General features: G+C 30.4%; 13 protein-coding genes. 12 read left to right on the forward strand and 1 reads right to left on the reverse strand.

Annotated features, from left to right (window positions below; all coding sequences use genetic code 11):
- Window positions 1-139 precede the first annotated feature (139 nt).
- The 5 genes from CLMAG_RS11065 to CLMAG_RS11085 all read left to right on the forward strand — a co-directional run bounded on the left by CLMAG_RS11065 (window position 140) and on the right by CLMAG_RS11085 (window position 5737).
- On the forward strand, window positions 140-901 hold the full coding sequence (locus CLMAG_RS11065; RefSeq protein ID WP_066622027.1) for a DeoR/GlpR family DNA-binding transcription regulator: 762 nt from the start codon (window positions 140-142) through the stop codon (window positions 899-901).
- Between the two features lie 79 nt (window positions 902-980).
- On the forward strand, window positions 981-1988 hold the full coding sequence (gene pdxA / locus CLMAG_RS11070; protein ID WP_066622029.1) for a 4-hydroxythreonine-4-phosphate dehydrogenase PdxA: 1008 nt from the start codon (window positions 981-983) through the stop codon (window positions 1986-1988).
- Between the two features lie 380 nt (window positions 1989-2368).
- A complete protein-coding gene (locus CLMAG_RS11075) occupies window positions 2369-3664 on the forward strand; it encodes a four-carbon acid sugar kinase family protein (protein ID WP_066622031.1) in 1296 nt (431 codons plus the stop codon).
- 31 nt (window positions 3665-3695) lie between these two features.
- Entirely contained in the window at window positions 3696-5033 is a 1338-nt protein-coding gene (locus CLMAG_RS11080) for a GntT/GntP/DsdX family permease (RefSeq protein ID WP_066622033.1), read from the forward strand.
- A gap of 401 nt (window positions 5034-5434) precedes the next feature.
- A complete protein-coding gene (locus CLMAG_RS11085) occupies window positions 5435-5737 on the forward strand; it encodes an MFS transporter (protein ID WP_201787646.1) in 303 nt (100 codons plus the stop codon).
- Window positions 5738-6115: 378 nt separating this feature from the next.
- Here CLMAG_RS11085 and CLMAG_RS11090 read toward each other — a convergent pair whose 3' ends face one another.
- Window positions 6116-6931: a MerR family transcriptional regulator gene (locus CLMAG_RS11090; protein ID WP_066622039.1), complete on the reverse strand. Its 816-nt coding sequence runs from the start codon at window positions 6929-6931 to the stop codon at window positions 6116-6118.
- Between the two features lie 271 nt (window positions 6932-7202).
- On the opposite strand from CLMAG_RS11090, the gene CLMAG_RS11095 reads away from it, so the two are divergent.
- From CLMAG_RS11095 to CLMAG_RS11120, 7 genes are all read left to right on the forward strand, one after another.
- Window positions 7203-8960 (forward strand): diguanylate cyclase, encoded by a 1758-nt coding sequence (locus CLMAG_RS11095; protein ID WP_066622041.1) that lies wholly within the window; start codon window positions 7203-7205, stop codon window positions 8958-8960.
- Window positions 8961-9106: 146 nt separating this feature from the next.
- Window positions 9107-9748: a hypothetical protein gene (locus tag CLMAG_RS11100; protein ID WP_066622042.1), complete on the forward strand. Its 642-nt coding sequence runs from the start codon at window positions 9107-9109 to the stop codon at window positions 9746-9748.
- A 100-nt stretch (window positions 9749-9848) separates the two neighbouring features.
- Entirely contained in the window at window positions 9849-11027 is a 1179-nt protein-coding gene (locus tag CLMAG_RS11105; RefSeq protein WP_066622043.1) for a sensor histidine kinase, read from the forward strand.
- 42 nt (window positions 11028-11069) lie between these two features.
- A complete protein-coding gene (locus CLMAG_RS11110) occupies window positions 11070-11756 on the forward strand; it encodes a response regulator transcription factor (protein WP_066622045.1) in 687 nt (228 codons plus the stop codon).
- A 120-nt stretch (window positions 11757-11876) separates the two neighbouring features.
- Entirely contained in the window at window positions 11877-12041 is a 165-nt protein-coding gene (locus CLMAG_RS31670) for an aconitase family protein (protein WP_278330529.1), read from the forward strand.
- A complete protein-coding gene (locus CLMAG_RS11115; protein WP_082831887.1) occupies window positions 12034-12375 on the forward strand; it encodes a LeuD/DmdB family oxidoreductase small subunit in 342 nt (113 codons plus the stop codon). The genes CLMAG_RS31670 and CLMAG_RS11115 overlap by 8 nt, the downstream gene beginning before the upstream one ends.
- A 196-nt stretch (window positions 12376-12571) precedes the next feature.
- Window positions 12572-12934, forward strand: a complete 363-nt coding sequence (locus CLMAG_RS11120; protein WP_066622049.1) for a P-II family nitrogen regulator — start codon at window positions 12572-12574, stop codon at window positions 12932-12934.
- Window positions 12935-13012: the final 78 nt, after the last annotated feature.

A 13012-nucleotide genomic window follows, 5' to 3' on the forward strand; every position in this document is an offset into this window, starting at 1 on the left:
TAACCATAAGCAACATACCATAAATGACAAGATCTTTTAGACAAAAACTAAACGAAATGTATTGAAACTATTTGAAATATATGTTACTATTAAAATGCTTTCAAAAGGTTTTGAGCAGTTTTTTAAAATGGAGGATATTATGTTTACTTTAGAAAGAAGAGAAAAAATTTATGATTATATTTTAGCCAATGGGAATGTGACTGTACTGGAATTATCAAAAAAACTAGATGTTTCTGAAGTAACAATTAGAAAAGATTTATCTTTCCTAGAAAAGCAGGGACTTATAGATAGAACCTTTGGTGGAGCAATAGTTAAAAGTCCAATAATCCAAGAGCAAAGTTATATAGAAAAAGAAAAGTATATGACTAATGAAAAGCATCTAGTAGGAAAAAAAGCTGCTGAATTTGTAAAACCAAATTCAACAATTGTTTTAGATGCTGGAACAACAGCAATGGAAATGGCTAAAAGTATAGTAAATGTTGAAGGGTTAAATGTTATTACTAGTGACTTAAAAATTGGTCTATTTCTTAGTAATTTTTCTAATATTGATGTTACACTAATTGGTGGAAAGGTTTCTATGAAATCAAAAGAGTGCATAGGAGTTGAAACCTGTAAAATTGTTGAAAAATATAATGCTGATGCTTGTTTCTTAGGATGCGATGCTTTTGACACAAATGGTAATTTTATGACCACTAGTATTGAAAAAATGTATTTGAAAAATACCTATATGAGTATAAGTGAGAAATCCTTCATGTTAGCTACTAGTGATAAATATGGTAAAAAAAGCAGGATGAAAGTGTCTAATTTCAAGAACTTAACAGGAATTATTATTGACAGCCAATCAGCAAAATTGATTAAGGATTTTGATAAGCTTAATATTGACAATTGTGTATTCGTTTAACTTTTAAAAGTTATGCTAATTTAGTTAAGTAGGATATACAGTTGATTAATATAAATATAAATTGAAAAGAGGAGATAAAATGACTAAACCAATCATTGCAATTACTTTAGGAGATCCTGCAGGTGTAGGTCCTGAAATTGTAGTAAAGGCATTAAAAAGCAAGGAAGTTTATGATGTATGTAGTCCACTTGTAATAGGGGATAAGGGTGTTTTAGAAAAGGCATTAGAGATAACAAATACAGTATTAGAACTAAATGCTATTTCTAAGGCTAATGAAGGTAACTATACTCTTGGAACATTAGATTTTATTGATTTAGGCAATATTGATATTGCATCCTTAGAATATGGAAAGGTTCAAGCACAATGTGGACAAGCAGCTTTTGATTATCTAGCTTATGCAATAAAGTTAGCATTGGACAAAGAAGTATCTGCAGTAGCAACAGCTCCTTTAAATAAGGAATCTTTTAAAGCGGCAGGTGTTCCATACATAGGACATACAGAAGTTTTAGAAGGTCTCACTAATGTTAAAGATCCTCTAACAATGTTTGAAGTAAGGGGATTAAGAACATTCTTTTACAGCAGACACCTTTCTTTGAGAAATGCTTGTGATGTAATTACAAAGGAAGGAATTGAAAATTTTATTGTTCGATGTGAAGAAGCATTAAAAGTATTGGGAATTGAAAAACCTCATATGGCTATTGCTGGTCTTAATCCACATTGCGGAGAACATGGTCTTTTCGGTGATGAAGAAGTTAAATATATTTCTCCAGCTGTTGAAAGTTCACGTGAAAAGGGTATTGATATTAGCGGACCAATTGGCGCTGACTCAGTTTTTTATCAAGCCTTACATGGAAAATATGATGTAGTTCTTTCTCTCTATCATGACCAAGGACATATTGCTACAAAAACTGTAGATTTTGAAAGAACAATTTCATTGACAAATAATATGCCATTTTTACGCACTTCTGTAGACCATGGAACGGCCTTTGATATAGCTGGAACAGGCAAAGTAAGTGCTGTCAGCATGATAGAAGCTATTCTATTAGCAGCCAAGTATGGACCAAAGTTTTTAAGTGAAAGCAATTAATATTGTTTTTATTGGGGATGGATAAATGAATAGTTTATTTTTTCGTTTAGAGAAGTTTTATAGGCAATCAAAAAGCCTCAGTTTGTTATTATATAGACAAGACTCCTCAATCAAATCTATTAAACAAAAAGAGGCGTGTTCTAATGAACAGTTAATAATTTATCATAAATAGTTTATCACAGATAAAGTAATATTGTAAACAGGTTGTGTTACTTTCTCTAAGTTAAAAAATTAATATATGTCTTGAAGCTAGTTATGGTAGTGAGTTCTGTAAGAATTGCAAAAGTTATTAACTAAGCTGAAAGACATTTATTTAAAGCTTTATGTAAGCGTTTAATTTAAATAGTTTGTTAAAATATTGTTTAGAAGGGGGAATTTATATGTTAAAAACAGTAATTATTGCGGATGACTTAACTGGAGCTAATGATACAGGTGCAATACTCGCACAAGATGGAATGAAAGTAGGAACAATATTAAAAACTTCAGATAAGGATCACTTCAAAGATTTTGATGTATTATGCATTAGTACTAATAGCAGAGGAATGTTACCTGCTGAAGCTTATGAAAAAGTTAAAAATGCTGCAAATCTATTTGAAAATAAAGAAGCCTTATTTTTTAGCAAACGAATTGATTCAACTTTAAGAGGAAATGTTGGTGCAGAGATAGATAGCATTATTGAAACTTTAGGTAATGATACTATAGCTATTGTTGTCGCTTCCTTCCCAAATTCCGGTCGTGTGAGTATAGGAGACCTTTTACTAGTAAATGGAGTTCCTCTTCAAAATACGGAGGTTGCTAAAGATCCTACTTCACCCATTAAGAGTTCTAGAGTAACAGAAATCGTTAAAAAACAAAGTAAATATAGTGTTGGATATATTTCTTTAGATCAAGTACTAAAAGGTGAAAAGGTTATAAAAAACGAAGTTTTAGAAAAAGCAAAAGATAATAAAATCATTGTAATTGATGCTCAAACATTAAATGATATTGATGAAATTGCAAAAGGTTGTGTTGAAAGTAAGTTAAAATTTGTGGCTATTGATCCAGGAACATTCACTGCAGCTGTAGCAAGGGTACTTTTTAAAAGAGAAGAAGTAGTAAAAGCCGCAGGAAAAATATTGTGTGGTATTGGTAGTGCAAGTAATTTAACAAGAGAACAGGTAAACTTTTTAAAATCACAAAGAAATCCACTGATTGTAAAAGCAAATACAATTGAATTTTTAAACAAAGACCTTAAAGAAAAAGAAATTAACCGTGTTGTAAATGAAGTGGTTGAAAAAGAAAGTAACTATAATATTTTAGTTGTTACAACTACTATTGATGAAAAGGACGTATTAGATTTTTCGGAAATTAAAAATACATATAAATTTGATAAAAAAGAATGTGCGAATTTAATAACAGATGCTATAGCTACAATAGTTCATAGAATAATTGATAAATTGGGAAATAAAATTGGAGGCGTTTATACTTCCGGTGGTGATGTTTCAGAGGATTTTTGCACTAAAATAGAAGCAGCAGGATTTGATGTAAAGGATGAAGTTATTCCACTAGCTATTTATAATAAGGTAATAGGTGGAGTTTTTGATGGTATGCCAATGGTTACAAAAGGAGGATTGGTAGGAAATAAAGAAACACTAGTTACATGTGTTGATTATTTGGAAACAAAAATATCTAGTTAAAAATAGTAATGAAAATTAGGAGGGTTAAATCATGAGTAGCGTAACATATTTAGTTCTTTGTCTGCTTGTTTCTATTGCTTTAATTATATTTCTTATTATGAAAACAAAGTTGAGTGCATTTATAGCATTGACTGTATCCGGGTTGACACTTGGTATTTTAGCAGGTATGCCCCTTGATCAAATTGCAGTTTCATTTCAGAAAGGTATGGGGAATACTTTAGGATTCCTAGCCACTGTTCTGGGTCTTGGAACAATTCTTGGAAAGATGCTAGAGATTTCAGGTGGAGCACAGCGTCTTTCAAAAACATTAATCGGAGCCTTTGGTGAAAAAAGAACTCATTGGGCAATGATGGTTGTAGCCTTTATATGTGGTATACCCGTATTTCTTCAAGTTGGTTTGGTTTTATTGATGCCAGTAATATTTAGTGTTGCTCGTCAAACAAAGATGTCCCTTGTTAAAATCGGGGTTCCTGTTGCAACTACTTTAACGGTAGTTCATTGCATGGTACCACCACATCCTGCTGCTTTAGCAATTGTGGGCATACTTAAGGCTGATGTTGGAACCGTTATCATGTGGTCGTTAATTGTAGGATTACCTGCCGCAATGATTGGAGGACCTATTTTTGGTAATATTATTTCAAAATATGTTAAGACTAATGCTTCAAATGAACTTTTTAAGGACGAGCTTATACCAGATGAAAAGCTTCCAAAATTCGGAATAACACTATTTACAATACTTTTACCAATGATAATCATGGTATTAAAAACCATTGTTGAATTAATAGCTCCTAAAAATGCCCCATATGCACCGTTTGTTTCATTTGTGGGAAATCCAATAACAGCACTTTTAATTTCTGTAATCTTCTCATATTTTAGTCTTGGTTTTTCAAGAGGTTTGAAAAAGGAAGACATATTGAAGCTAACTGACAGTTGCTTTGGACCTGTAGCAGGCATACTGCTAGTTATAGGTGCAGGTGGAGCATTTAATCAGGTGCTTCAGGACAGTGGAATAGGAAAGGTACTTGGAACTGTTCTTGCAAACCTAAATATGAATCTTATAGTTTTAGCATGGGTGGTTGCTCTTGTAATGAGAGCTACTGTGGGTTCTGGTACTGTTGCAATGATGACCGCAGCTGGCATAATTTTACCCCTTTTAGCTAATTATCCTGGAGTTAATCCAGCAATTGTATGTGTAGCTATTGGTGCAGGGGCAATTGGATTGTCTCATGTAAATGACTCAGGATTCTGGACAGTTAAAGAATTCTACGGAATGACAGTACAAGATGCATTAAAGTGTTATACAACAACTACTACCATTGCATCAGTTGTTGCCTTGATAGGAACACTGATTTTAAGTAACTTTGTTTAATTTTAAAAAGTAATATTTGGATAGAAACCAGGTTACCTAATTTAGTATTCTAGGTAATTTGGTTTCTGTTTTTTTATTTTAATAAAAAGTACCTAAAGGATAAAATGCAGGAATTGCAAGATATCAGGGGATTAGTAGAATTTTATGAACAGGTGTATTTATATAGCATGTTACTTTTAGTTATGAGTATAAAGAATAATGAGGCAGCTGCAGATTCATCAAGAAGTGAAGAATCTACTGCTGAAAATGGAGTAAATTTATAATTATAATTTAAGAAAGCACCAGTTGAACTGGCGCTAGAGACTTTTAATTAACCTTCTTGCCATTATTAGTTGATCGAATTGTTGACTCACTTGATGCGCCTATTTGGGGATTGATTATTGATCACACCCACTCAAATTATGGGCAAAGTAGACCTTGGGTTTCTTTGGCTATCGGTACCATTTTCACTCTTTATGGTTCTTTCATTTATCACACCAGATTTCTCTACAGGACAAAAGGCAATTTATGCGATGATTACATATCTTATAACAGGTATTCTTTATACAGGAATATCAACACCAATTATCGCAATTTTGCTAAATTTAGGTAATGATTCTAATGACCGTGTTCAGCTTAACTCCTACCGAATGATTGGAGGTAATTTAGGTTATTTTGTGACTGCTTCCTTCACATTACCGCTTGTTGAGTTCTTTGGTAAATGAAATAGGCTGTAGATATGACCTAAAGGGGTTACTATATTAGTGCTTTCAGTATATATAAGCTGAAGGCACTTTTTATATTTCTATGACAAAATATAAAAGTGCCTTCTTAGTAAAATCAATGGAAAAGATACATTTCAATAACTAAAAGTGGTATTGATGTACTTAATGAAGCATTACCCTTATAGAATAATGCGCAGATTGTTATAGAACAGGGAATTGGTGAAGAGAAATTCAAGGAATTTTTAAATACTTTAGCCTATATACAAAAACTTATTTAGTTAGTATAGATATAATTAAATATTTATATTCATCGAGAAAAATATGCATAAGATTAGTAAAAATTCGCTAGACAAATAAATTGTTTAGCGAATTTTTATTTTATTTTTTAGTTATTGGAAAATATACCTCAGTTACAAATTCATCGGGGCTGCAATTAGATTCAGGACCCTTAATATATTTGTCAAAAGGAGCACCAGTTATTTCATAGGAATTTTTAGAAATCCAATCTGTAAGTTCAGCATAAGCTTCACCAATCTCACTGTATGGACCTACAAATGTAGTATGGGCAAATAATCCACCTTTTAAAATTCTTGTTTTTATAGCAGGGTTTTGTAGTTCTTTATTCACAGGTATACAAACCTCTAAATCTGCATTAGTTTCATCAAAATCTTCATCATAATAAAGTGTCATTATATTTCCGCAAATTTTAAGGTTGTTTCTATATATATTTTCAAAAACTTTTCCGATTAAGTTTCCTATATTATCCATTGATATTCTGTTTCTTAAACTTAAAACTAATGTATCCTCTAAAGTATAAGTTGAAATTTCAAAAATTCTCTTATAAGTCATTATATCATCGCCTTTCTTCAATTTCTCTATGGAATCTTTTAATTCAAGTAAAATATTGTTACTATACTCTATTTCTTTAGTAATATGATTTACTTGTTTTTGTAATAAATCCTTTAAGGTTTCATTGCTTTTATCCTGAATGATTTGCTTTATTTCATCTAAAGAAAATTTGTATATTTTAAGTTTGTTTATCCTTAATATATCTTTAATTTGATTTTTTTCATAATACCTATATTGATTCTCTGGATTAACAAAGCTAGGTTTTATTAAACTAATTTTATCATAGTCTCTAAGGGTTTTAGTTGAAACTTTTCCGATTTTCGAAAATTGTCCTATAGTATACATTATTGAACCTCCTATTTTTTTCACTTCGAAGAGATTAATTTCATTTTAAACTTTAACATAAGGTTAAAGTCAATATTTTTATAAAAAAATATTGACTCAATTATAAAGAATTTATTAAAAAAACTAAGAGTATGAATGGTATAAGGAATTTATGCTTTTCCTTTTTTCATTATGCGATTTCAGCAGGGTATAGTTATTAATATATATTCTATTATGAGAAAAAATGTTATATAATAAGGATTAATGTCAATTTTATGTAAAGAGGTTTTTTATGAAAAAAGTTTTTGTTAAAGTTATAGTTGTATTTTTGATAATAACTGTAGGAATAATGACATTTTTAGATGAAGAAAGAATTGCAAACTTAAAAGCACATAAAGGCATATTAAATTTAAATCAATGGAATTTTGAAAAACAAGGAATTGTAAATCTAGATGGTCAGTGGGAGATTTATGATAATAAGCTTTTAGAGCCAAAAGAGTTAAGTGGTGAGAAACCAGACGGATATTTTAATATTCCAGGATCTCTAAAAAAAGAATTAAATGGCAGAACTACAGGGTACATGACATTAAGATTAAAGATATACGCTAAAGATGAAATAGTTTATGGATTAAGAATTAGTAGATTATTATCCGCTTCAAAAGTATGGGTTAATGGAATTTTGCAGGGGCAAGCTGGAAAAGTAGGAACGAGTTTTCAGGATGAACAAGCTATCTACCTGCCAGTATATTCATATTTTCCAGCTGAGTCTGGATTAATAGATATAGTAATTGAAGTCTCAAATTTTAGGGATGTTTTTCCTGTAATTAAATCCATGGAATTTGGTACTAAAACACAGATAATGAATAGATTTTTATTATCGGTATTTATTGATTCCATTATAATAGGTGCACTCTTAATTATTCAGTTATTATTCTTATTCCTTTATAAAAGACGCAGAGAAAATAAGGCCTTTCTATATTTTGCTATCTTATGTTTATTTATTCAGTTAAGATGTTTATTTTTAAATGAAAGAATAATTGTACATGTTTTTCCTAATATGCCCTATGAATTACTAAGTAAAACTGCAGCACTTACTTATTATCTATGGATCCCTGTGTATGTCATATTTTTAAAAGAACAATTTATAAGTCTTTCAAAAAAAATAATTCTTGTTTCTTCAATTTTTGGAGTAGCCTTTGGTATCATATGCCTGATAACTAATAATGTGTTCTATGATAGACTTGCTTTTTCAGGGGAAGCAATATTATTTATTATATTATTGATGATTTTGAGGTTTTTATCAGAAAAAGTAAGACTTAAAGAAAAAAACTCTCTTATATCTCTAATTGCATATATAATTTTAATTGTGACAGCTTTTAATGATATACTGGTAAGTAATGGAATGATTTATAGGAAGTACTTATTTCAAATAGGTATGTTCATGTTTGCAGTTCTTGAAACCTATATACTTTCGGTAAAATATTCTGATGAAATAAATAAGTCTCAGGAATTAGAAGCTAAGAATAGGATTATATATGAAAAATCCATAAGGGACAGTTTGACTGGAGTATATAACAGAAATTATATTGATAAAATTATTGATGACATGATGGATAATTATTTAAATAATAACAAAAAATTTAGTGTAATCATGTTTGATATTGATCATTTTAAATCCATTAATGATAGTTATGGTCATTTATATGGAGATAAGGTAATTATAAAAGTAGCGGAACTTATAAAAGAAAATCTAAGATACATGGACTATGTAGGTAGATATGGTGGAGAAGAATTTATAGTTATTCTTAGTAATACTGATGTAAAAAAAGCATTTGAAATAGCTGACAATATAAGACACAGCATAGAGGATTTTGTTTGGGAACATAAATCAAAGATAACAGTAAGTGGTGGAGTATATGAAAATATTTCAGATAAAAAGACTGAAGTCATAGAAAATGCAGACAAGCTACTGTATCTTGCAAAGGCAAGAGGAAGAAATCAAGTTTGCTCACCTTTAATACAAGATATAGCAAGCTCAGGCAAACCTTAACAAACATTTTAAACTTATTTTATAATTCTTTATAAAATTTTTAAAATTGCTTTAAAAGATTTTTAATCTCTGTCTTTATAATGAACTCATAACAACAAGGACATCAAATCATAATATCCTTGCAAAAATATTAGGAGGTCATATTAATGAACAAGATTAAACTTTTATATGATGTATTTAAAACTATGAAGGAAAAAGAATCATTCAATGTAAACATTAAATTAGATGCAGTAAAGGGCGAAGAAAAAGTATTATCATTCTCTAACGAATTTAATACTAACACAACTACTGGGGAATCAAAGGCTAAAATAAACAGTGAATTTAATTGTGATGGAAAGAAAGTAAAACATGAAAGCAACACAGAATTTAACATGAAGGATTGTAAACATCACAAATTCCACCATCATATGGGTCATCATGCTATGGGATGTTGTGAACATGGAGGGATAAAGGCAAAACTTTCAAAAATTACTTTTATACTTAATATCTTAAATAATCTTAAAGCTGAAGAAAAGGACGGAATATCTATATTATCTCTTAACTTAAAGGATATAATCAATGAAATCAAAGATCAACATAAAGATTTAGCTGAACACCATAAAAATTTCCATACTCAAGAGATGGGTGAATATCATAAGCACTGTGATTTTATTAAAGAATTACTCTGCTCTGAAAATAGTGATGCTGAGTTAAATATATACATTAATAAAAATAATGAAGTAGAAAAAATAGAAGTTAGTGCTAAAGGTGAAAATAGTCTAGATGCTTTAGTAAACTTCAATTGGTAAATGCGCATGGGTGTAAGCTAAATTTTACACCCATTATTTTATTTTAAGTAAGAGTATATTGTGGTAATATTAGTGTAATTAAATTTTAAAGGTGGTATATATGAGCATTTTGAAAAAGAATAAAAGTGAATTTCACAAGCGGTGGCATATAAAACACCGTAGATGGCGTGAAATGCATGATAAAAAGCATGAGCATTTATATGAAATTCATAAGATACACCAAAAGCACAAAAATGAATTTAACTTATGTCATAAATATTTGATATGGCTTCGTCCAATGGCCCTTCTTATTAATATATTTATAATTTACTTAATCTTTAAGGTAGTAGGAATTAAGGCTATAACCATGTTTTTTGCAGCAATATTTACTGCTAAGGAGATAGCACATTTATATATATACTGGCGGTTAGAAAAAAGAATTATGAAGCCTATCGAAAGCTTAAAAACCGGAGTAGAGCAAATTGCTAAGGGAAACTATGAGGTTAGAATTGAAAAAGAAGTTTATAACGAAATTGGTATTTTAATAGATGAATTTAATGAAATGGCTGAGAGATTAGAGCAAGGGGAAAGGTTAAAAAAAGAATATGAAGAAAATAGAAAGACTCTTATAGCAAACATATCTCATGATTTAAAAACTCCAATTACCTCAATAAATGGATATGTTGAAGCTATATTAGATGGAGTTGCTAATTCCCCTGATACAATAAATAGTTACCTTAAAACAATTCATAATAATATAGATTATATAAATAGACTCATTGATGATTTATTTTTATTTTCAAAACTTGATATGCAAAAGTTAGATTTTAAATTTGAAAAAGTAAAGATAAAACCTTTTATGCGTGATCTCATGGAAGAGTTTGCATTTGTGTTAGGTGAAAAAAATATTAATTTTAGTTTTACTGATAGAATAGAAAGAGAAGTAGAAGTTAATATAGACGGAAAAAGGATATATCAAACTATAAGAAATATTATAGGAAATGCTGTTAAATATGGTCATGAAGAAAATTTAGCGATTTCTATTGAGTTAAAAGATGAGACAGATCATGTAAGGATTAACATCAGTGACAATGGTCCGGGCATAGCCGAGGATAAACTTTCTTATGTATTTGATAGGTTTTATCGTATAGATACAGAAAGAACAAAAGACTTAATGAGTACAGGACTTGGACTAGCAATTGCTAAGGAAATGGTAGAAGCCCATGGTGGAAGAATTTCTGTTTGGAGCTCTTTGTCAGAAGGTAGTACTTTCTCAATAGAGCTTTCTATAGCAATTTAATGATGATGTAGAGCGTGATGGTACAAGGAAGGAGATGTTTTTGTGAAACAAGTTTTGATAATTGAAGATGATAATAATATTGCAGCGTTAGAGAGAGATTATCTTCAATTAAACGGATTTAAGGTAGATATAGAGCAAGAGGGAGTATCAGGATTAAAAAAAGCTCTACTTGGTATTTATGACGTAGTTGTAGTAGACCTAATGTTACCTGGTAAAGACGGATATGGGATAGTAAAAGAAATTAGAGATAAATTTGAAATTCCTATTATAATTGTATCTGCTAAAAATGAAGATATAGACAAAATAAGAGGTTTAGGCTTTGGGGCAGATGATTATTTAACTAAACCCTTTAGCCCAGCAGAATTAGTTGCAAGGATAAAATCTCACATTATAAGATATGAACGTCTATCAGGTAAGAAAGTTGCTTTAGAGCTTATTAGCCATAAAGCTATGGAAATCCAAACAGATTCTCATAAAGTATTTGTTAATGGTAAGGAAGTTTTACTTACAACAAAAGAATATGAATTATTGGTTTTTCTAGCCTCAAATCCTAATATAGTTTTTACAAAGGACCAAATATTTAGTAATATTTGGGGTGAAGACTATTGTGGCGACACAGCTACTGTGGCAGTACACATACAAAAGCTTAGAAAAAAAATAGAAAAAGATTCTGGGAATCCTGATTATATTGAAACTATATGGGGTACAGGGTACAGGTTTAATTCATAATTTATCAAGAGGAATAACTGCTAAAATTTTAAAAGAAACAGTTCCATCAACATCTTTAGTTGAGATAGTAGTTTCTTCATATGATATTCTTTTTTAGATATAAACTTAAAAGCTTATCATATTGACAAAGATACTCGTTTAGTAGTTATTCCTGCTTCAGCTGAGGTATTCCAGAAGGCAATGAAGCTTGGCTATGTAGATATTTTAATTACCGCAGGACCAACCTTTACATCACCTGGTTGTGGTCCATGCTTAGGAACCCATGCAGGGTTATTAGCTGTATAACGGCAACAACTTTGGATGTGGATCAAGCCGTGAACATGCACCGATTACTCTAGTAAGTGCAGGTGTAAGTTTAGTGTTAGCTGATTCCTTTGCTCGTATTTTTTACAGAAATGCAACTAATTTGGCCCTACCTTTAATAGTTTGTCCAGGAATCAGCAAAAAGGTTTCAGAAGGTGATCAACTTGAAGTTGACCTAGAAAAAGGGATGGTTATAAATAAAACTACTGGAGAAACTATTGAAGCTGAAAAAATCTCTGAATATATTATGAATATAATAGCAAGTGGAGGTATTAAGCCTCTATTTAAGAAAATAACTGAAAATATGTATAAGTAATAATTCCACAATGGCTTTAGTTTTGGTGATATTTTGAAGGCAAGTAGGTGAAAGTATATTTGGTATGAACAGTATTTTAGGCATCTAAGAATATTTTTGCACAATCTCTTTTAATTCTGCAAAATATCTGATAATGTTAAATAGTAGGAACTAGAATTCATTATTATGATTATTAGAGCAACAAGGAGGTATATGTATGAACGAAAGGTTAACTAAAATTGATATTATTACATCTCCAAGTAGATTTGAAGAATTAAAGGATGCATTAAATGAAATTGGAATTACGGGAATGACTGTTTCTAATGTATTAGGTTGTGGAATGCAAAAGGGTCATAAAGAATATTATAGGGGAAGAACTGTAGATATTAATTTACTACAAAAGATAAAGGTAGAAATTATAGTTTGCGAAGTACCTGTGGATACTGTGGTGGAAACTGCGAAGAAGGTACTGCATACAGGTAAAAGTGGCGACGGAAAGATATTTATTTATGATGTTGCTAATGTTATGCGAATAAGCAATGGAGCAGAGGGAAGAGAGGCCCTTCAGTATAAAAAATAGGCTTTGGCAAGCTTAGGCAAATCTTCGAAAGGCCCCCAAGGGTGTGTGAAATAATAAGGTATTATAGTATATGAAAGG

The sequence above is a fragment of the Clostridium magnum DSM 2767 genome, from assembly GCF_001623875.1.
Lineage (GTDB): Bacteria > Bacillota > Clostridia > Clostridiales > Clostridiaceae > Clostridium_AM > Clostridium_AM magnum.